The 18,906-nt window shown below is 71.4% G+C and carries 16 protein-coding genes and 1 riboswitch; of the genes, 10 read left to right on the top strand and 6 right to left on the bottom strand.

Annotation, left to right across the window (positions count from 1 at the left end; genetic code table 11):
- The first annotated feature begins 5 nt into the window (after positions 1–5).
- Positions 6–1,046, top strand: coding sequence for a methylmalonyl Co-A mutase-associated GTPase MeaB (gene meaB, locus AB0G84_RS20835; protein ID WP_361322510.1), 1,041 nt, complete (start codon positions 6–8; stop codon positions 1,044–1,046).
- Between the two features lie 551 nt (positions 1,047–1,597).
- On the opposite strand, the gene AB0G84_RS20830 is transcribed toward meaB, so the two are convergent.
- Positions 1,598–2,584 carry a LysR family transcriptional regulator gene (locus AB0G84_RS20830; protein WP_361322507.1) on the bottom strand — a complete coding sequence of 329 codons (987 nt, stop codon included), beginning with the start codon at positions 2,582–2,584 and terminating at the stop codon, positions 1,598–1,600.
- A 145-nt stretch (positions 2,585–2,729) separates the two neighbouring features.
- Positions 2,730–3,245 carry an ATP-binding protein gene (locus AB0G84_RS20825; protein WP_361322504.1) on the bottom strand — a complete coding sequence of 172 codons (516 nt, stop codon included), beginning with the start codon at positions 3,243–3,245 and terminating at the stop codon, positions 2,730–2,732.
- 196 nt (positions 3,246–3,441) lie between these two features.
- On the opposite strand from AB0G84_RS20825, the gene AB0G84_RS20820 reads away from it, so the two are divergent.
- Positions 3,442–3,684 carry a DUF397 domain-containing protein gene (locus AB0G84_RS20820; protein ID WP_361322501.1) on the top strand — a complete coding sequence of 81 codons (243 nt, stop codon included), beginning with the start codon at positions 3,442–3,444 and terminating at the stop codon, positions 3,682–3,684.
- A gap of 113 nt (positions 3,685–3,797) precedes the next feature.
- Positions 3,798–4,703: a helix-turn-helix transcriptional regulator gene (locus AB0G84_RS20815; protein ID WP_361322499.1), complete on the top strand. Its 906-nt coding sequence runs from the start codon at positions 3,798–3,800 to the stop codon at positions 4,701–4,703.
- A gap of 94 nt (positions 4,704–4,797) precedes the next feature.
- Here the strand turns inward: AB0G84_RS20815 and AB0G84_RS20810 are convergent, their stop codons facing one another.
- Positions 4,798–5,613 carry an SAM-dependent methyltransferase gene (locus AB0G84_RS20810; protein WP_361322497.1) on the bottom strand — a complete coding sequence of 272 codons (816 nt, stop codon included), beginning with the start codon at positions 5,611–5,613 and terminating at the stop codon, positions 4,798–4,800.
- Between the two features lie 240 nt (positions 5,614–5,853).
- On the opposite strand from AB0G84_RS20810, the gene AB0G84_RS20805 reads away from it, so the two are divergent.
- The gene (locus AB0G84_RS20805; RefSeq protein ID WP_361322494.1) at positions 5,854–6,732 is read left to right on the top strand and encodes a class I SAM-dependent methyltransferase; all 879 of its coding nucleotides are present in this window, start codon (positions 5,854–5,856) and stop codon (positions 6,730–6,732) included.
- A gap of 27 nt (positions 6,733–6,759) precedes the next feature.
- On the opposite strand, the gene AB0G84_RS20800 is transcribed toward AB0G84_RS20805, so the two are convergent.
- Positions 6,760–7,284, bottom strand: coding sequence for a DUF6314 family protein (locus AB0G84_RS20800; RefSeq protein WP_361322492.1), 525 nt, complete (start codon positions 7,282–7,284; stop codon positions 6,760–6,762).
- Between the two features lie 227 nt (positions 7,285–7,511).
- On the opposite strand from AB0G84_RS20800, the gene AB0G84_RS20795 reads away from it, so the two are divergent.
- From AB0G84_RS20795 to AB0G84_RS20780, 4 genes are all read left to right on the top strand, one after another.
- Positions 7,512–8,981: an aldehyde dehydrogenase family protein gene (locus tag AB0G84_RS20795; RefSeq protein ID WP_361322569.1), complete on the top strand. Its 1,470-nt coding sequence runs from the start codon at positions 7,512–7,514 to the stop codon at positions 8,979–8,981.
- Positions 8,978–10,561, top strand: a complete 1,584-nt coding sequence (locus AB0G84_RS20790) for an APC family permease (protein WP_361322489.1) — start codon at positions 8,978–8,980, stop codon at positions 10,559–10,561. Before AB0G84_RS20795 ends, AB0G84_RS20790 begins: the two co-directional genes overlap by 4 nt.
- Positions 10,562–10,575: 14 nt before the next feature.
- Complete coding sequence (locus AB0G84_RS20785) at positions 10,576–12,138, top strand: GMC family oxidoreductase N-terminal domain-containing protein (protein WP_361322486.1); 1,563 nt, start codon at positions 10,576–10,578, stop codon at positions 12,136–12,138.
- Positions 12,139–12,168: 30 nt separating this feature from the next.
- A riboswitch (TPP riboswitch) is annotated at positions 12,169–12,311 on the bottom strand.
- Positions 12,312–12,766: 455 nt separating this feature from the next.
- Positions 12,767–14,722, top strand: coding sequence for a S41 family peptidase (locus AB0G84_RS20780; protein WP_361322483.1), 1,956 nt, complete (start codon positions 12,767–12,769; stop codon positions 14,720–14,722).
- A 47-nt stretch (positions 14,723–14,769) separates the two neighbouring features.
- On the opposite strand, the gene AB0G84_RS20775 is transcribed toward AB0G84_RS20780, so the two are convergent.
- Together AB0G84_RS20775 and AB0G84_RS20770 are read right to left on the bottom strand one after the other, a co-directional pair.
- Positions 14,770–16,152: an NAD(P)/FAD-dependent oxidoreductase gene (locus AB0G84_RS20775; protein ID WP_361322480.1), complete on the bottom strand. Its 1,383-nt coding sequence runs from the start codon at positions 16,150–16,152 to the stop codon at positions 14,770–14,772.
- Between the two features lie 64 nt (positions 16,153–16,216).
- Positions 16,217–16,843 carry a PadR family transcriptional regulator gene (locus AB0G84_RS20770; protein WP_361322477.1) on the bottom strand — a complete coding sequence of 209 codons (627 nt, stop codon included), beginning with the start codon at positions 16,841–16,843 and terminating at the stop codon, positions 16,217–16,219.
- A 234-nt stretch (positions 16,844–17,077) separates the two neighbouring features.
- Between AB0G84_RS20770 and AB0G84_RS20765 the strand changes: the two genes are divergently transcribed.
- Together AB0G84_RS20765 and AB0G84_RS20760 are read left to right on the top strand one after the other, a co-directional pair.
- Positions 17,078–18,223 carry a molybdopterin-dependent oxidoreductase gene (locus tag AB0G84_RS20765; RefSeq protein ID WP_361322566.1) on the top strand — a complete coding sequence of 382 codons (1,146 nt, stop codon included), beginning with the start codon at positions 17,078–17,080 and terminating at the stop codon, positions 18,221–18,223.
- Positions 18,220–18,621 carry a hypothetical protein gene (locus tag AB0G84_RS20760; RefSeq protein WP_361322474.1) on the top strand — a complete coding sequence of 134 codons (402 nt, stop codon included), beginning with the start codon at positions 18,220–18,222 and terminating at the stop codon, positions 18,619–18,621. The genes AB0G84_RS20765 and AB0G84_RS20760 overlap by 4 nt, the downstream gene beginning before the upstream one ends.
- Positions 18,622–18,906 lie beyond the last annotated feature (285 nt).

The raw sequence follows: 18,906 nt of genomic DNA, 5'->3' as shown, positions 1-18,906 counted from the left end.
GGGTCATGCCTGCGACGATCGATGTCGAGCGGTACGCCGAGGGGGTCCGGGCCGGTTCCCGGGCCTGGATCGCCCGCGCCGTCACCCTGGTCGAATCCACCCGCCCCGACCACCGGGCGGCGGCTCAGCAGCTCCTGGTCCGGCTGCTGCCGTACTCCGGATCGGCCCGCAGGGTGGGCATCAGCGGAGTGCCCGGGGTGGGCAAGTCCACCTTCATCGACGCCCTCGGCACCCTGCTGACGGGGATGGGGCACCGGGTCGCGGTGCTCGCCGTCGACCCGTCCTCCAGCCGTACCGGCGGCTCCATCCTGGGTGACAAGACCAGGATGGAGCGGCTGGCGACCGACCCGGCGGCGTTCGTCCGCCCCTCCCCCACCTCCGGCACGCTGGGTGGGGTCGCGCGGGCCACCCGCGAGTCGATCGTGGTGATGGAGGCCGCCGGCTACGACGTGGTGCTGGTGGAGACGGTCGGCGTCGGCCAGTCCGAGACGACCGTGGCGGGCATGGTGGACACCTTCCTGCTGCTGACCCTGGCGCGGACCGGCGACCAGCTGCAGGGCATCAAGAAGGGCGTGCTGGAGCTGGCGGACCTGGTGTCCGTCAACAAGGCCGACGGTCCGCACGAGAAGGACGCCCGTTCGGCGGCCCGCGAACTGTCCGGCGCCCTGCGACTGTTGCGCCCCCAAGCTCTCGACGACGCTCGAGCAGGGGGGACCCCCACCCCGGACGCGGTGTGGACGCCCCCCGTGCTGACCTGCAGCGCCCGTGAGGGCACCGGCCTGAAGGGGGTCTGGGAGCGGATCGAGCAGCACCGGGCGCTGCTGGACTCCACCGGCGCGCTGACCGAGCGGCGCCGTTCCCAGCAGGTCGAGTGGACCTGGTCGATGGTCCGGGAACGGCTCATCGACCGCCTCCAGGAGCATCCGGAGGTGCGCCGGCTGAGCCCCGACGTCGAACGCGCGGTGCGCGAGGGCGAGATCACCGCGACGCTGGCGGCGGAGCGGCTGCTGGCGGCGTTCGGGCTCGCGGACGACACCGTCGGCTGACGACCGCCGGCGGGCCCGGACCCGCGGTGCGCGAGCCGGTGCCCCCTCGGCCGGGCGGGCGACCGCCCGGCCGGGCCCTCCCGCCCCTCTCTCCTCTCTCCCCTCTCCCGCCATGGGCACGGCGGTTACCGGCCACCTCACGGATGACGGGATCTGTGCTACTCACGGCCCCCTGGGTGGCGGTGCTCATGACACCTGCGCGCCCGGCACCGAGTATGGCGGGGACGGTAGGGGCGGGGCGCATGCGCTGTACTCAGGGGGGTCACCATCAATCCGCAGGACGTCGCACAGGGGCTGTACAGAGATGATCCACCGGCCGGCCTGATCGAGGGCTTCCGTCTGGCGCCGGCCGGGGACGGCGACCTGGATTCCCGCACGGTCATCCACGTCCAGCTGCGGCCCGGTGTCGCCCTGTCGGCCATCGAGGCCGACCGGCTGGCCAGGGCCTGCGTGCACGGCGTACGGCAGCAACTTGCCTCATCCGTACTGGACTTCGGCTCCCTCCCGGAGGACTGCCCGGCCGCCCAGGAGGTCGCCATCGTGCTGCACCCCTATGGCACCGGCCCGTTCGCCGCCCCGGGGGCCAGCGGCTGAGCCGCCGACGGGGGCCGCCGCGGGCCGGCCCCGCCCTCGCACAGGGAGCGTCGGTCCCTTCCGGCCCGTTCGGTGAAGTGCGCCACGGCAAGGTCCCGGAACCGCTGGGCGGCCCGGGACAGATAGCCGTCCTCGCGCCGGACCAGGCTCAGGGTGCGCTGGCAGTCGGGGGCGTCCAGGCGCAGCCAGACCAGCGGCAGCTGCGCCAGCTCGGTGCGGGCCATCGCGGGGATCAGCCCGATGCCCAGTCCGGCCGTGATCAGGAAGTGGGTGGCACCGGGTTCGTCGCCCTCGCAGGAGATGACCGGGCGCTGTCCGATGGTGCTGAAGAGCCGCTCCAGCAGGGCGCGTTGCCAGTTCCCCGGCCGGGTGGTGACGAAGGGTTCCTCGACGAGGTCGGCCAGCCCTACCCGACGGCGCCCGGCGAGCCGGTGCCCGGGCGGCACCGCCAGCAGTACCTCCTCCCGCAGCAGCGGCAGCACGGCGAGCCCGGGTCCGGCCAGCGGCTGCGAGGCGATGCAGAAGTCCGCTTCCCTCGACCGCAGATGGCGGAGCATCCCCTCGGGGGTGGACTGGAAGCACCGCACGGTCACGGCCGGGTGCGCGGCCCGGTGGGCGGCCAGAATCTCGGCGAGCGGGAGCAGGGTCTCGGCGGCGATCGTGACGCCGCCGCCGTGGTCCGGTCCGGCGGCGTCGGCCATCTCCCGTCGGGCGTCGTCGAGTTCGCCCAGGGCGCGTTCGACCCTGACCAGGAAGGCGGCGCCGTGGCGGTTGAGGCGGATCGTACGGCCGCGGCGGTCGAAGAGCGGGACGCCGAGTTCGGCCTCCAGCCGGGCGATCGTACGGCTCACCGAGGGCTGGGCCACGCGCAGTTCCGCCGCGGCCCGGCTGACGTGCTCCAGGCGCGCGACCACCCGGAAGTAGCGCAGGGACAACAGATCCATCAAATCCTCGGGCCTCCACCGGCAGCAGGGCGACCCGCAAATCGTCACACACGACCGGCCGGTGGGCGATCACCGCCAGGATCCGGCGCCCGCACGGGCCGCCGGAGAGAGGCTCCGGCGCGCACACCGGCCGCCCGGCGCGGGCTCAGCCGCGCACCGGCACCGTCGCCCACACCGTCTTGCCGGCCTGGTCGGGCTGGGTCCAGCCCCAGGCCTCGCTGAGCCGGTCGACGATGTGCAGTCCGCGCCCGGACTCGGCCAGTGGGTCCTGGGGCCGCATCACCGGTGTGGTGGTGCCGGCGTCCGATACCGCGCAGAGCACGGAGCGGTCCTGCCGGGTCAGGGCGAGCCAGGCGGGGCAGAAGCGCGCGAGGGCGCCCGCCGGGCGCGGGCCGCCGTCCCCCTCCGCGGCCGGGGATCCGTAGCGCAGTGCGTTGCTGACGAGTTCGGAGACCACCAGGGCGGCGTCCTCAGCGACTCCGGCGCACAGCTGCCAGCTCCGCAGGGTGGCCCAGGTGAACGTCCGGGCGTCGGACACGGTGCGGGTGGAGCCGCTGAGGGCGCAGGCGGCAAAGCCGTCGGGGTCGGGCAGCCACCAGGTCTCCTCACGCGCTTCCTCCCGGAGGTCGTCGTGCACGGACTCGGCCTGATGAGGGGTCATCAACATCTCCGCGAGGGGGAGTTCGGGTCTGGGCCGGACTGCTTCGGAGGGTTAATATCCTCGTCAGCCGTCCCCTGGTGCAAGTGCATCTGCAATTACATCGGTAAGGACGGCCGCACAGGGGCTCGTTCACGCCAAGGTGATCGCGGGCCCGGTATCGGCGGGAGGAACGTCCTCCAGCAAGGGAGCAGCGGTGATGAAGTCGGTGACCAACGGCGTGCAGGCGACCAGCATCGAAGGAGTCGTCTGGCGCAAGAGCGCGCGCAGCAACCCCAGTGGCAACTGCGTCGAGCTGGCCGTTCTCGCGGACGGCGGAGTGGCGGTGCGCAACTCCCGGTTCGCCTCGGGGCCGGCCCTGATCTACACCCACGACGAGATGGCGGCCTTCGTCCAGGGCGCCAAGGACGGGGACTTCGACGATCTCGTCGACCGCCCCTGAGGCATATGCCCCCGAGATTGGCGCATATGTCGTCCGGATAGTCCCCCGCGGCTGTACGAACCCAAACCGCAATGGGACACTGGGCGTTCGCCCGACCACTCAGGGGAGTCAAGATGAGCGCCGCGCAGCCGAGCAGTGACCCGTCGCTGCGCCGCTACCTGGACCATCCGCGGGGCGGCCCGACCGTCCTGCGCATCGTGCTGGGCACCCAGCTGCGCCGACTGCGGGAGGCCGCGCACATCACCCGCGAGGCGGCCGGGGACGCGATCCGCGGCTCCCACGCGAAGATCAGCCGCCTGGAGCTGGGCCGGGTGAGCTGCAAGGAGCGGGACGTCGCCGATCTGCTGACGCTCTACGGCGTCACGGACGAGGAGGTCCGCTCCGACTTCCTCAAGCTGGCCCGCCGCACCAGCAGCCCGGGGTGGTGGCACCAGTACAGCGATGTCCTGCCGGGCTGGTTCGAGACCCACCTCGGGCTCGAAGAGGCCGCGTCGGTGATCCGCACCTACGAAGTCCAGTTCGTACCGGGCCTGTTGCAGACGGCGGACTACGCCCGGGCGGTGGCGCAGCTCGGCCACCCACAGGCCACGCCGGAGGGGATCGAGCGGAGGGTACAACTGCGCGTCCAGCGTCAGGAACTGCTGACGCTCCCCGACGCCCCGCGGGTATGGGCCGTGATCGACGAAGCGTCGCTGCGTCGACCTCTGGGCGGTGCGGAGGTGATGGTGAGTCAGCTCAGACATCTGCTGAAGATGGCCGAGCTACCGAACGTCACCCTCCAGATCGCGCCGTTCAGCCTGGGCGGCCTGGCGGCGGCCGGCGGTCCGATCACCATCCTCCGGTTCCTGGAACCGGACCTGCCGGACATCGTCTACCTAGAGCAGCTGACCAGCGCCCTCTATCTGGACAAGCGTGACGATGTCGATCACTACCTCGCGGTGATGGACCGACTCAGCGCCCAGTCGGAGTCCCCGCGCGAGTCCTTGGCGATGCTGGAACGGCTCCTCAAGGAAGTGTGACCTCCCCGGGCCCCCTCACCGCGGTGAGGCACCGTCACCGCACTGAGGCGAGGCCCCGAGAGCCTCGCCCCATCCGCTTCCGGTAGCGCGGTGGCTAGACCTTGCGGGCCACGCCTCCGTACTCGATCCACTCCTGGGTGAGCTGGCGGGGACCGATGTCGGCGTCCGGCTTCCAGGTGGAGACCTCCACCAGTCCCGGCTCCTGGATCTCCAACCCCTCGAGGAATCCGGCGAGTTCATGGGCCTGGCGCACCCGGCCCCACTGGCCGTGGGTCTGCACCCGCATGAACTCGGTGACGAAGTCGCGCGTCGCGGCGTCCTCACTGACCAGCTGGCACACCACCAGGAAGCTGCCGGGCGCCAGCCGGTCGGCGACCCGCTTGATCAGACCGGCCGGGTCGTCGGCGTCCTGGATGCAGTGCAGCACGGAGACGAACAGCGCGGCGACCGGCTGACCGAAGTCGATGAGGCGCTCGACCTCGGGGCTGCCGAAGATGCCGTCGGTGTCGCGCATGTCCGCCTGGATCACGGCGGTGTGGGCGTTCTCCTCCAGCAGCGCCCGGCCGTGCGCCAGCACGATCGGGTCGTTGTCGACGTAGACCACCCGTGACTCCGGGTCGACCCGCTGCGCGACCTGGTGGACGTTGTCCTGCGTCGGCAGGCCGGATCCGTGGTCGATGAACTGCCGGATCCCGTGCTCGGTCGCCAGCCAGCGGACCACCCGCTGCAGGAAGCGCCGGTTGTTGATCGCCAGCACCTGCGTGCTGGGCACCACCTTGCTCAGCTCGTCGCAGGCCGCACGGTCGACGGCGTAGTTGTCCTTGCCGCCCAGGTAGTAGTCGTACATCCGCGCGACGCTCGGGATGGTGACGTCGACAGTGCTGGACTGCGGTGGTATCTCTCGGCTCATTCTTCACTTTCCCGTCGCTCGGACAGCGCTCAGCCAGGGCGCAACGGCGGACTCGCTCCGTGTCGGAGCGACCACGCGGCGCAGCGTCCAACATACCGACCGAGTGGCTGCTGTGGCAGACGAGAGGCATGTTCCATGCTTGTCAACCGCTCCGCGAAAAAGGCCAGTTGTCCGTGGTCCGGGGCGGCCACCAGGCACCTCTTCTGGTGGCGGCGGCACCCTCGACGGTAGAAGGGAGGGATGACCACTGAGACGAGTGAGCCGGGCGCGGGGGCACCGCTCCCCCGCGCCGAAGAGATGATCCGCGCCAACCAGGCCAACTGGGACGCCCGTACCCCGGTCCATGTGGCGAGCGCGTTCTACGGGTTGGACGGTTCGCGGACCGCCGAGGACTGGTTCGCGCCGTTCGAGTGGGCCGACCTCGGCGAGCTGGCTGGCCGGGACGTACTGCATCTGCAGTGTCATCTGGGCACCGAGACGGCCGCGTTCGCCGGGCGGGGAGCGCGCACCGTGGGGTTGGACTTCTCCGCCGTGGCGGTCGAGGAGGCCCGCCGGCTGGCCGCGGAGGCCGGGCGGCCGGTGGAGTTCGTCCGGTCCGATGTGCACCGGGCGGTGGAGGCGCTCGGCGACCGCCGGTTCGATGTGGTCTACACCGGCAAGGGGGCGCTGTGCTACCTCCCGGACCTCACCGTGTGGGCCGACATCGTCAGCGCGCTGCTGCGGCCCGGCGGGACCTTCTACCTGGTGGAGTTCCATCCCCTGCTGGACTCCCTGGGACCGGGGCCGAGCCCGGACCCTGAGCGGCAGGAACTCCGGCTGCACCACGACTACTTGGCGGGACGCGGGCCGATCAAGAACGACAACCCGTACACCTACACCGACGGCCCGCCGGTGCAGGGGGCGACGACGTGTTACGAGTGGCGGCACGGCCTGGGTGAGGTGATCTCCGCCGTGGTGGGCGCCGGGCTGGCCGTCGACCTGGTGCGGGAGACCGAACTGCTGCCGTGGAAGCGGTTCGACGCGATGGAGCCGGCGGAGAACGGCTGGTGGCGGCTGCCGCCCTCGGAGCCGATCATTCCGATGCTGTACGCGCTGCGGGCGCGGAAGCCGGCGGCCTGACCGCACGGGACCGTGCCCGGCCGGGCCTCACCCCTGCCGTCGGTACACCGAGCGCAGCAGCTGGTCCTTCGCCGGACCGGAGACCCGCCACTCCAGGTGCCACTCGTCCGCGGAGACGACGGTGAAGGTCCCCTCGTAGCGGTCGGCGGCGCAGGGGTGCACGGTGGTCCACCGGCCGGTGGTGAGGTCGAGGTCGTGGAAGGGCCGGCCGTCGGCGAAGTCGACCGCGGCGGTGCCGTCGGGGCGGGGCCGCAGCCGCAGCGTGCGGGTCGCCGGGGAGGCCGTGCCGTCCCAGGTCAGCTGCCCCTCCTCACGGTGCAGCAGCACGCCGTCCGGCACCCCGTCCGCCGCCGTGCCGGGCCGGAAGAGCGCACTGCCGCGGAAGCTGCCCTCGGTGCCGGTCCGCAGGTCATGGACGGTGCGGTCGATGCTCCAGCGCCCGGTGAGGTACGCCGCGGGGTCGGCGACGGGGTGCGGTCCCGCCGCGGCTCCCGGGGACGGCCGCTCCGGCTGGTTCCATGGGGTCGACTGGTTCGACTGGTTCGAGGACATCCGGCCCATTCTCCCGCGCCCCCCGCCGGGGCCGGTCCTCACCCCATCGGCCGCTCGGGAGCGGCCGCCCCTCTCCCCCGGCCGCTCGTACCGTGCGGACCCGCAGCGCCCGACTTACGCTCGGTGAAGTGATCGTCACCGAGGTCCGGTGGCCGTGTGCCGCCGGCCGGGGCGCCGCGCCCGCCGCTGCCGCCCCGTACGAGCCCGGAGACCGGAGGCACACCACCATGCCGGAGCTGTTCATCGGAGGACAGTGGAGCGCAGCGGCCGACGGGCGGGTGCGGGAGATCCGCTGCCCGGCGGACGGCACCCTGGTCGCGACCGTCGACGAGGGCGGGCCCAAGGACGCCGCCGACGCGATCACGGCGGCCCGTGCGGCCTTCGACGACGGGCCCTGGCCACGGACACCGGCGGCCGAGCGCGGCCGGGTGGTGCTGCGCGTCGCCGAGCTGCTGGAGCGGGACCGGGACGCACTGGCCCGGGCCGAGTCGCTGGACACCGGCAAGCGGCTGGTGGAGAGCAGCTACGACATGGACGACATCGCGGGCTGCTTCCGCTACTTCGGCAACCTGGGCGCGGCCGGCGGCACCGACCGGGTCGTCGACACCGGTGTCGCGGAGACGGACAGCACGGTGCGGCACGAGCCGGTCGGCGTCTGCGCGCTGATCACCCCGTGGAACTATCCCCTGCTGCAGACCGCCTGGAAGGTCGCTCCCGCGCTGGTCACCGGCAATACGTTCGTCCTGAAGCCCAGCGAGCTGACCCCGCACACCGCGATCCATCTGATGCGGCTGCTGGAGGAGGCCGGCGTGCCGGCCGGGGCCGCCAACCTGGTGCTGGGCACCGGCCCGGCGGTGGGCGCACCGCTGACCGAGGACCCGCGCGTGGACATGGTGTCGTTCACCGGTGGCCTGCTCACCGGCCGGCGGATCATGGCCGCGGCGGCGCCCACGGTGAAGAAGATCGCCCTGGAACTGGGCGGCAAGAACCCCAACATCGTCTTCGCGGACGCCGACTTCGACACCGCGGTGGACTACGCCCTGACCGCGGTGTTCCTGCACGCCGGCCAGGTCTGTTCGGCGGGGGCCCGGCTCCTGGTCCAGGACGAGCTGCACGACGCCTTCGTCGACGAGCTGGTCTCCCGCGCCCAGCGGATCCGGCTCGGCGGGCCGTTCGACGAGCACGCCCGCAGCGGCCCGCTGATCTCCGCGGAGCACCGTGCGAAGGTCGAGGCGTATGTGGCGGCCGGGCTGGACGAGGGCGCGGTGCTGCTCTGTGGCGGCTCGGCGCCGGACGATCCCTCGCTGGCGAACGGCTTCTACTACCTGCCGACCGTGCTGGACGAGTGCACCCCGGACATGTCCGTGGTGCGGGACGAATCGTTCGGCCCGGTGCTGACCGTCGAGCGGTTCCGCGACGAGCACGAGGCCGTCTCGCTCGCCAATGACACGGTGTACGGGCTGGCCGGCGCGGTGTGGACGCAGGACAGCGAGCGGGCGCACCGGGTCGCGTCCCGGCTGCGGGCGGGGACCGTCTGGATCAACGACTTCCATCCGTATGTGCCACAGGCCGAGTGGGGCGGGATGAAGCAGTCCGGCATCGGGCGCGAGCTGGGCCCCGCGGGGCTGGCGGAGTACCAGGAGGCCAAGCACATCTGGCGCAATACGGCGCCACGGCCCCAGAGGTGGTTCGAGTGACCGGCCCCGGAGAGTCCCGCCCCGAGAGCGGGCACCACAGCGACCACGACGACGCGTCACTCGCCGAGCTCGGCTACAAGCCCGAACTCAAGCGCACCCTGGGCAACTTCCACACCTTTGCCGCCGGCATCAGCTACATCTCGATCCTCACCGGCACCTTCCAGCTGTTCTACTTCGGCATCGCCAACGGCGGCCCGGCCTACTGGTGGTCCTGGCCGATGGTCTTCCTCGGCCAGCTGATGGTGGCGCTGAACTTCTGTGAGCTGGCCGCCCGTTACCCGGTGGCCGGGTCGATCTACAACTGGGCGAAGAAGCTGGGCGGGCCGCACATCGGGTGGCTCGGCGGCTGGATGATGCTGACCGCGTCGATGGTCTCGCTGTCGGCGGTGGCGCTGGCGTACCAGGTGACGCTGCCGCAGATCTCTTCGTGGTTCCAGTTCATCGGCGACGGCACCGGGAAGTCCGCGGCCGCCAACGCCGTCCTCCTCGGCACCGTCCTGATCGCCTTCACCACCCTGGTGAACGCCTTCGGGGTCAAGCTGATGGCCCGGATCAACTCCGCTGGCGTGGCGATCGAGCTGATCGCCGCCATCGTCCTGGTGCTGCTGCTCGCCGCCCACATCACCCGCGGCCCCAGCGCCATCACCAACACCTTCGGCCTGGGTGCCGGCCAGCCCCTGGGCTACTTCGGCGCGTTCCTGACCGCGTCGCTGGCGTCGGCGTACGTCATGTACGGCTTCGACACCGCGTCGTCGCTGGGCGAGGAGTCCAAGGATCCCGGCCGCAACGCGCCCCGGGCGATCCTGCGCGCGCTGGTCGCCTCGTTCGTCATCGGCGGCCTGATCCTGCTCTTCGCCCTGCTCGCGGTGCCCGATCTGCACGCCAAGCAGCTGTCCGTGGACGGTCTGCAGTACGTGGTGCTGGCCACCCTCGGCTCGACGGTGGGACAGATCGTGCTGTGGTGCGTGGTCATCGCGATCACCGTCTGCGAGCTGGCGGTGCACACGGCGGGCATCCGACTGGCGTTCGCGATGGCCCGGGACAACAACCTGCCGGCTGCCCCGCTGCTCGCCAAGGTCAGCCCGCGCTTCCAGACGCCGGTGCTGCCCGCCGTCATCATCGGCCTGGTCGGTGTCGGCATCCTGGTCCTGAACGTCAACCAGCCGCAGATCTTCTCGGTGATCACCAGTATCGCGATCATCATGATCTACCTGGCGTATCTGTCGGTCACCCTGCCGCTGCTGGTCCAACGGCTGCGCGGCAACTGGCAGCCGGTGGAGGGGAGGTTCTCGCTGGGGAGGTTCGGCCTCCCGGTGAACGTCCTCGCCGTCCTGTGGGGTCTCGGGATGTCCCTCAACCTGGCCTGGCCGCGCGCCGCGGTCTACAACGCGACCGGCCCGCAGCACTGGTACCTGCGCTGGGGCGCTTTCTTGTTCATCGGTGTCGTGGGCCTCGGCGGCTTCGCCTACTACTGGTTCGTCCAGCGCAAGAAGACCGGCGTCCTGGCCACGCACGCCGCCGTCGTCCCCGACGACGGCACCCCGGACGCACCGGGTTCCCCCACCTCCCGCACCCCCTGACTGGAGACGGCGCGATGACCCAAGAGGCCCCAGTGGACGAGTTCGACTACGTCGTGGTCGGCGGTGGCACCGCCGGCGCCGTGGTGGCCGCCCGGCTGAGCGAGGACCCCGCCGTCAGCGTGTGCGTGCTGGAGGCCGGCCCCTCGGACGTCGGCGACGAGAACGTACTGCGCCTGGACCGCTGGATGGGCCTGCTGGAGTCCGGCTACGACTGGGACTACCCCATCGAGCCCCAGGAGAACGGCAACAGCTTCATGCGGCACGCCCGCGCCAAGGTGCTCGGCGGCTGCTCCTCGCACAACTCCTGCATCGCCTTCTGGGCCCCGGCCGAGGACCTCGACGAGTGGGCGGCGCTGGGCTGTACGGGCTGGAGCGCGGCCGACTGCTTCCCGCTCTACCAGCGGCTGGAGAACAACGACGCGCCAGGCGACCATCACGGCCGCTCCGGGCCGGTCACCCTGCGCACCGTCCCGCCCCGCGACCCGTGCGGGGTGGCGCTGCTGGAGGCCTGTGCCGCGGCCGGTATCCCCACCCTGCCGTTCAACACCGGCCGGACCGTCATCCGGGGCGCCAACTGGTTCCAGATCAACTGCCGACCCGACGGCACCCGGTCTTCCGCCTCGGTCTCCTACCTCCACCCGGTGCTGGACACCCGCCGCAACCTGGAGGTGCGCACCGGGCTCCAGGCCAAGCGGCTGGCCTTCGACTCCTCCCGGCGCTGCACCGGCGTGGACTACCTCGCACCCGATCTGATCCACACCCGCACGGTGCGCGCCCGCCGCGAGGTGATCGTCTCCTGCGGGGCCATCGACACCCCCAAGCTGCTGATGCTCTCCGGCATCGGCCCGGCCGACCACCTGCGGGCCACCGGCATCGAGCCGCTGGTCGACGCCCCCGGTGTCGGCGAGAACCTCCAGGACCACCCCGAGGGCGTGATCATGTGGGAGGCCCGGCAGCCGATGGTCACCAACTCCACCCAGTGGTGGGAGATCGGCATCTTCGCGGACACCGAGCCCGGCCTGGAGCGCCCGGACCTGATGTTCCACTACGGATCGGTGCCGTTCGACATGAACACCTACCGCCGCGGCTACCCGACCTCGGAGAACGCCTTCTGCCTCACCCCGAACGTCACCCAGGCCCGCTCCCGCGGCACCGTCCGGCTGCGCACCCGCGACTTCCGCGACAAGCCCAAGGTCGACCCGCGCTACTTCACCGACCCGCATGACGTACGGGTGATGACCCACGGCCTCCGCCTCGCGCGCGAGATCGTCTCCCAGGCCCCGATGGCCGATTGGGCCGGCACCGAACTCGCCCCGGGCCCCGCCGCCCGCTCCGACGACGAACTGCTGGCCTACTTCCGCGACACCCACAACACCGTCTACCACCCCGCCTGCACCGTCCGCATGGGCGCCCCCGACGACCCACAGGCCCCGCTCGATCCGCAGCTCCGCGTCAAAGGGGTCACCGGCCTACGGGTGGCCGATGGCTCGGCGATGCCGCTGCTGACGACGGTGAACCCGTGCATCACCACGATGATGATCGGGGAGAAGTGCGCGGACATGATCCGCGGCGACTGACCGTCCGGACACCGGCCGGGCGCACAACAAAGACCTACGAGGTGGGCTCCCTTCGCCGGCATTGTCCGGATCAGGTGCTTGGGGGTCGCCGTCCGGTCTCACGACCTTCCGGCCTCTCAGCCCGACCATTCCTCATGTCCTCGGCAGGAGCCAGAGCTCCCTTCCCCGAGGCCAGTCCGGTCGAACTCCCTCGCTCGCCCCGTAGGCCGGTCTTCAGCATACTCCCCACCAAAGGGAATGGAACAGTCGAATCCCATATATTCCGACCCATTTTTCCCGCCCCGCGCCTCACTCCCGTCGCCACCCCCGGCACCACCGCCCACCTCCACAAAACCCCAGCTCAGAGCGCCTCCCAGACACCCCCTCCAGCACCCGTCGCGCACCCCACAATCCACAGCCCGCCCACCCTTCACCCTGCGCGCATTCCCCATCACCGTATGCGGCCCCCCGCGCCCGGCCGGCGGCCCTCCAACGGGCGGCCTCCAACGGCCATGGCGCACCGCCTTCCCACACTCGGGTGAATGCGCCTCCGGCCGGCTCGCGGGCCCGGTGGCCCGGGCCAAGACTGGTGAACGGGCCGTACCGGTCCGCGAGCCCGGGGAGAGACCGTCGAGCCCGAGGAGACACCGTGGAGCGAGCAGCCGCCGACAGCACCCCGACCTTCATCGCGGAGGCGGCCGATCCGGTCCGCGAGCAGCTCGCGGCCTCGGTGGAGCTCGGGGAGTTCCTCCGGGGCGCGGGAACCCTGACCCTCGACGAGCGCCGAGTGATCATCGAGCAGGCGCTGGTGCTGTTCGAGCAGAACTATGTGCACCTGCCGCTGAAGATGGCCATGCACGCGGTGAATCCGGTGCAACGCCTGCGGGTGCTGCACAGCCGGCTGGAACGCCAGACGCCGGACACCATGCCGCCCGAGTGGATCTTCCACAGCGAGCTGTCCGAGGTCTTCCACTCGGTGCGCGACCTCCACACCAACTACCTGCTGCCCGAGCCCTTCGCCGGCCGGGTCGCCTATCTGCCGTTCCTGGTCGAGGAGTACGACGACGAACAGGGCACGGCCCACTATGTGGTCACCCGGGTCGCCCAGGGCTTCACCGCCCCGGGCTTCGCCAAGGGCACCGAGGTCACGCACTGGAGCGGCGTCCCGATCGCGGCCGCCGTCGACCTCAACGCCGCCCGGTTCGCGGGCAGCAACTCCGCCGCCCGGCGCAGCAGGGGCCTGGAGTCGCTGACCATCCGCCCGCTCCGGATGCATCTGCCGCCCTTCGAGGAGTGGGTGACCGTCAGCTACCTCGGTCCGGACGGCAGCCCCATGGAACTCCGGGAGAAGTGGCGGGTGGTGGAGAACCTCCCGCCGTTCGTCGACGCGGGCACCATCAGCGCCTCCGCCGCGAGCCAGGGCCTCGATCTCGACGCGGACGAGACCGGCCGCGCCAAGGTGCTGCTCTTCGCACCGCACGTCATCGCCCAGCAGCGCACCGCGGAGGCGGAGGGCGTACCGGAGGGCGTGGCGGAGGGCGGCGAGGTGCCGAGCGTGCTGCCGCAGAACTTCCGGGCACGCGCGGTCGAGACCCCCTCGGGCACCTTCGGCCACATCCGGATCTTCAGCTTCAGCATCGATGACCCCGGCGCCTTCCTCCAGGAGTTCGTGCGGCTGTTGGGCCTGTTGCCCAGGCGGGGGCTCATCCTGGACGTCCGCGGCAACGGCGGCGGCAGCATCCTCGCCAGCGAGTTCCTCCTGCAGACCATGACCCCGCGCCGGATCACTCCGGAGCCCGTGCAGTTCCTCAACACCCCGCTGAACCTGCGGATCTGCCGCGCCCACCAGGGCGACCCCCAAATCGACCTCGCCCCGTGGTTCCCGTCGATGGAGCAGTCAACGGAGACCGGCGCCACGCTCTCCAACGCCTTCCCGGTCACCCCCGAGGACTCCGCCAATGCGCTGGGACAGCGGTACAGCGGGCCGGTCGTCCTCATCACCAGCGCCCGCTGTTACTCCGCGACCGACATCTTCGCCGCCGGCTTCCAGGACCACGAGATCGGCACCGTGCTGGGTGTGGACGACAACACCGGCGCCGGCGGCGCCAACGTCTGGACCCATGAACTCCTCAGCGCGCTGGCCGCGGACGCACCGGGCTCGCCATACGTGCCGCTGCCCAAGAGCGCGGGCATGCGGGTGTCCATGCGGCGGACGCTGCGGGTGGGGGCCCGTTCCGGCACGCCGGTGGAGGACCTGGGCGTGGTCCCCGACGAGCGCCACCGCATGACCGTACGCGACGTCCTCGGCGACAACGAGGACCTGCTGGCCCGCGCCGGGGAACTCCTCAAGGGCCGCCCCGTGCACGCCCTCAGCGTCACCTCCGCCGCCCGACAGAACGGCGGCGTACGGATCACCGTCGAGACGACCAACGTCGACCGCCTGGACGTCTACCTGGACGGCCGGCCCCGCCGCACCGTGGACGTCACCGACGGCCCGGTCGAGGTCACCGTGGACCAGGCCCCGCCGGCCACGACCCTGCGCGTGGACGGCTTCGCCGGCGGCCACCTCGTCGCCACCCGCGCGGAGCCCCTTCCGGCCCCGTAGGCCACCGCCGTCGGCCGCTCGCACAGAGGGCAGCCGGAACGAAGAGCTCAGTCCTCGTCGGTTCGGCCCGCGCCGCGAAAGCCGGTCTCCGCCGCGATGATCTTGCGCTTGAGCGGGGGGAGGCGGTTCATGGTGCGCAGGGCGGTCCGCATCCCGCCCCGCGCCAGGCTGCCGAGCAGACCGCCCCTGTGCACGACCGAGTGACCGTCCATCTGTGCACGGGACTTGACGACGGCGTCCCAGGCGTAGGAGGTCATCGTGGTCTCGTACGCGCGGACGGCATCGAGCAGGGGCTGCTCGCCCCTCTGCGCCGCGGCCAGCTTGCGGGTGAGCAGCCGGGCGTCGCGCAGTGCGGTGTTGGCTCCCACACCACGTCCCGGCGTCATGGTGTGGATGGCGTCACCGATCAGCGTGACGTTGCTTGGCTCCCATTGCTCGATGGGCTCGGACGTCCGGATGACCAACGGGAAGCTGCTACCCGGGTCACCGAGGGAGAAGATCTGCCGGAAGTCGGGGTGCCAGTCGGCGGTCTTCTTCAGCACCAGGTCCTGGATCTCCGCGCCGCGCATCCGCGTCACCCCCGAGGGCAGCCACTTCTCCGAGGCGGCGAAACCCCACATGATGTAGTCACGGCTGTTGTCGTAGAGCAGGCCCGGCCAGGCGCTGATGGCCTCCGCGTCGGTGCTGCCGATGCCCTCCTTGGGCCTGCCCTCCTCGTCCCACTTGAAGCGCATGACGTGCAGGATGCACAGGAAGCCCTTCGGGCCGTGCACCATCGTGACCCCCTCCCTCACCTCGGGGGGCAGCAGCGCACGGGTCTCCGCGGTGAGCGGGGTCTTCCCGGTGAGGCCCACCAGGCCGGTGTCCACCAGCTTGGCATGGGGCAAGTACTGCGCGCGGACACGGGAGTTGGCGCCCTCGGCACCCACGATCAGGGTGCCGGTGGCGGTGCCGCCGTCCGCGAAGTGCGCCGTGACGGTGCCGTCCGCCTGCTTCTCGTAGTGGGTGAACTCCTTGCCGAAGTGCACCACGCCCTCGACACCGGTGAGCAGCAGCTGACGCAGCGTCATACGACTGACCGACTCGTCCTTGTCCTCGTCGGCGGGCTGGTCCTGGGCCTTGAGGACGTCGGGCCCGGCGGAGAAGAGGAACTTCTTCCGGTGCGTCATCTGGTTGCCGTACAGCGGCCGCTGCGCGCAGGTGGCGACGAAGGTCTCGTACAACTCCGGCGAGAGATTGGCACGCAGGGCACCTTTACCGTCGGCGTCGATGCCGACCCGGTAACCCTGCAGGCCGTCGCGACGGCTCCGGTCGCGCTCGTACACCGCGACGCTGACGCCGGCACGCTTCAGCCCCTGCGCCAGGCACAGGCCGCCGGTTCCGGCTCCGATGACGAGAACGTGTAAGGGAGTGCTGGGCGTGGTGGGCATGGTCTTCCTTCTCGCCTAGAGGGTCGATCCGTTGTGTCGTTTCGACGGCCCGCACGGAGCGCTGCTACTGGGAGGGGGCGGCGGCCATCGCGGTCAGCCACTCCTTGGACCAGCTGATGCCTCCGGAGCGCAGATCCTTGATCACCGATGTGACCCACTCCAGTTCGGCGGCGGTGGTCGCCCGCAGGCACTCCAGCTCCAGCGTGAACAGCCGCCCCCATTGGCCAGCGGCGGAGATCTGCTCCTGCAGCCGGTCCAGTTCAACGGTCAGCTTGTCGTGCCGTTCGGTCAGCTTGCCCGCCACCTCCGCGGGCTCCAGGAGGGGGACGAACGCCATGGCCGCGAGGAATTCCGGGTACTCGCGCGTCGGCGTGGCCAGCGCGTCGAGCATCCACTCGCGCCAGACCCGGGCGCCCTCGTCAGTCAGGGCGTAAAGGGTCCGCTCCGGGCGGTTCCGCTCACGACCGCTCTCCCGGATCTCGATCAGCGCCTGGCGGTGCAGCCGGTCGATGGTGCGGTAAAGGCTCGCGCGCTGACCGACGTTGACCACTTCGCCCTTGCCGCGGTCCTTCATCAACCGCTGCATCTTGTACGGGTGCATGCCGACCTGCTGTTGCTCCCCCTCCTGCTGGTCCACCTCCGCCAACAGGGAGAGCACGGCCAGGGCCAATGTGGAACGGCGAAACTCCATAGTCGCCACGCTACTAGTAGCAAGGCGACTATCCAAGGGTCCGAGTTCGTGAGGGGGACACGCACTGCGCGCGCCCCGGCGGCGTCCGCCTCAGCCTGTCGGCAGCGCAGCCTGCTTCGGGACCCCATCCGGCGGACCTGCGGCGACAGCGCGCTCGGCCTTGGCCCGACAGCCCGGTGACGTCCCCGTTCCGTAAGATTTCAAAGGTTCCGGAACGGCCCCGTGCCGACTGGGATGGAGGGCATGAAACCGCGTGTCTCTCCACCAGTGTTCAAGGGCAGGCTGCATGACGCCCGCACAGCGACCTCGATCGGCCGATGGCTGGGCCCGGCGTTCCTCGTGTGCTTCGTCACCGGCCTGATCAGCCACTTCATGCAGCATCCGCCGGACTGGCTGGCCAACGACCTCCCGAGCCGTCCGGCGTGGGGCTATCGGCTCACCCAGGGCCTGCACGTCGCCTCCGGCATCGCGGCGGTTCCGCTGCTGCTGGCCAAGCTGTGGGCCGTGTACCCGCGCCTGTTCGAGTGGCCGCCCCTGCGATCGGTCCGGCACGCGCTTGAGCGGCTGTCGGTCGCGCTGTTGGTCGCCGGTGCCGTCCTCGAGTTGGCGACCGGTCTGCTGAACACGGCCCAGTGGTACCCGTGGCCGTTCTCGTTCGTGCCGGTGCACTACGCGGTGGCGTGGCTGGTGATCGGGGCGCTGGTACTGCATATCGCGGTCAAGGCGCCCGAGATCCGGGCGCACTGGAGCCGGCGGTCGCCCGGCACTCTTGCCCTGCCCGCGCAGGACGGCCCCGACCGCCGGTCGCTGCTGACCGCGGTGGGTGCCGCCGTCGGGGCGGTCACCCTGACCACGGTCGGTCAGTCCTTCACCCCGCTGAAGAACTTCGTCCTGTTCGCGCCCCGCCATCCGGACCACGGCCCGCAGGCCCTGCCCGTCAACCGGACCGCCGCGGCGGCCGGAGTCGGCCGGGTCGCCGACGAGGAGTACCGCCTGACGGTGGCCGGGCCACGGCCGTACACCCTGACCCTGGACGAGCTGCGCGCCCTGCCGCAGCACGAGGTGGAGCTGCCGATCGCCTGCGTGGAGGGCTGGAGCAAGTCGGCGCACTGGACGGGCGTGCGGATCGTGGACCTGCTGGAGCGGGCAGGCGCGCCGTCGCATGCGCGGGTGAGGGTGGTGTCGTTGCAACTCCGCGGCGGCTACCGGGTGTCGGAGATGGGGCAGGAGCACGCCCGCGACCCGCTGACGCTGCTCGCCCTGCGCCTGAACGGAGCGGAACTCGACCCCGACCACGGCTACCCGGCGCGGCTCATCGCCCCCAACCGTCCCGGTGTGTTGCAGACCAAGTGGGTGGGCCGATTGGAGGTGTTGGCATGAAGGTGACGCGCTTTCTCGCAGGGGCGGCCGGCGCGGCGCTCATGGGCGTCGGAGTGTCGCTGCTGATGGACGTCCGTGACCTGACCGGCGTGCTGGTCTGGCTGGGCGGAGCCGTGGTGCTGCACGACGCGTTGATCGCGCCGATGGTGCTGCTGGTCGGGCTGGCGCTGGTGCGGGGTGGTGCGCGCGGCCGGGTCCGCGGGGCGCTGGTGGTCGCGGGCGCGTTGACGGTGGTGGCGCTGCCGGTGCTGCTGCGTCCGGGGGCGCGGGCCAACTCCTCGGTGCTGCCCCTGGATTATCCGCGTAACTGGCTGATCGCGCTGGTGGCCGTGGCCATGGTGACGGCGCTGTCGGTGGCCGTGCGGAGATGCGCCCGCGGTCGGCGGCCACGGCCGTAAGGGGGCACATCCCGCTCCGCCGCCTCACCGGGTGTCGTGCGCGCTCCTGGCAGGGGTGCTGCGGAGCGGGGCGGCCGGGCGGCGGCACGGGGGCTGTCGGGTGTGTGGGCGGCCGGGCGGCAGCACGGGGGCTGTCGGGTGTGTGGGCCGCCGGCCGTGTGCTGGTCGTGGAGACCGTGGGGTCGTCGGCCACGACGAGTACGCGTTTCGCCCTCCCGCGTCTGCACCGGAGGGGTGCGACGGCGCGCGCAGCGGTCGCCGCGACGGGCGATGTCACCACTCCGT

It is taken from the genome of Streptomyces sp. NPDC020742 (assembly GCF_040641675.1).
In the GTDB taxonomy this organism is placed as follows: Bacteria; Actinomycetota; Actinomycetes; order Streptomycetales; family Streptomycetaceae; genus Streptomyces.
The sequence above is the reverse complement of the archived record's forward strand: the minus strand, read 5'-3'. Positions and strand labels throughout refer to the sequence as shown.

What these genes read in the sequence shown, in the direction of transcription:
- meaB (WP_361322510.1), top strand. Translation starts at nt 6, where the DNA reads ATGCCTGCGACGATCGATGTCGAGCGGTACGCCGAGGGGGTCCGGGCC.
- AB0G84_RS20830 (WP_361322507.1), bottom strand. Translation starts at nt 2,584, where the DNA reads ATGGATCTGTTGTCCCTGCGCTACTTCCGGGTGGTCGCGCGCCTGGAG.
- AB0G84_RS20825 (WP_361322504.1), bottom strand. Translation starts at nt 3,245, where the DNA reads ATGACCCCTCATCAGGCCGAGTCCGTGCACGACGACCTCCGGGAGGAA.
- AB0G84_RS20820 (WP_361322501.1), top strand. Translation starts at nt 3,442, where the DNA reads ATGAAGTCGGTGACCAACGGCGTGCAGGCGACCAGCATCGAAGGAGTC.
- AB0G84_RS20815 (WP_361322499.1), top strand. Translation starts at nt 3,798, where the DNA reads ATGAGCGCCGCGCAGCCGAGCAGTGACCCGTCGCTGCGCCGCTACCTG.
- AB0G84_RS20810 (WP_361322497.1), bottom strand. Translation starts at nt 5,613, where the DNA reads ATGAGCCGAGAGATACCACCGCAGTCCAGCACTGTCGACGTCACCATC.
- AB0G84_RS20805 (WP_361322494.1), top strand. Translation starts at nt 5,854, where the DNA reads ATGACCACTGAGACGAGTGAGCCGGGCGCGGGGGCACCGCTCCCCCGC.
- AB0G84_RS20800 (WP_361322492.1), bottom strand. Translation starts at nt 7,284, where the DNA reads ATGTCCTCGAACCAGTCGAACCAGTCGACCCCATGGAACCAGCCGGAG.
- AB0G84_RS20795 (WP_361322569.1), top strand. Translation starts at nt 7,512, where the DNA reads ATGCCGGAGCTGTTCATCGGAGGACAGTGGAGCGCAGCGGCCGACGGG.
- AB0G84_RS20785 (WP_361322486.1), top strand. Translation starts at nt 10,576, where the DNA reads ATGACCCAAGAGGCCCCAGTGGACGAGTTCGACTACGTCGTGGTCGGC.
- AB0G84_RS20775 (WP_361322480.1), bottom strand. Translation starts at nt 16,152, where the DNA reads ATGCCCACCACGCCCAGCACTCCCTTACACGTTCTCGTCATCGGAGCC.
- AB0G84_RS20770 (WP_361322477.1), bottom strand. Translation starts at nt 16,843, where the DNA reads ATGGAGTTTCGCCGTTCCACATTGGCCCTGGCCGTGCTCTCCCTGTTG.
- AB0G84_RS20765 (WP_361322566.1), top strand. Translation starts at nt 17,078, where the DNA reads ATGGAGGGCATGAAACCGCGTGTCTCTCCACCAGTGTTCAAGGGCAGG.
- AB0G84_RS20760 (WP_361322474.1), top strand. Translation starts at nt 18,220, where the DNA reads ATGAAGGTGACGCGCTTTCTCGCAGGGGCGGCCGGCGCGGCGCTCATG.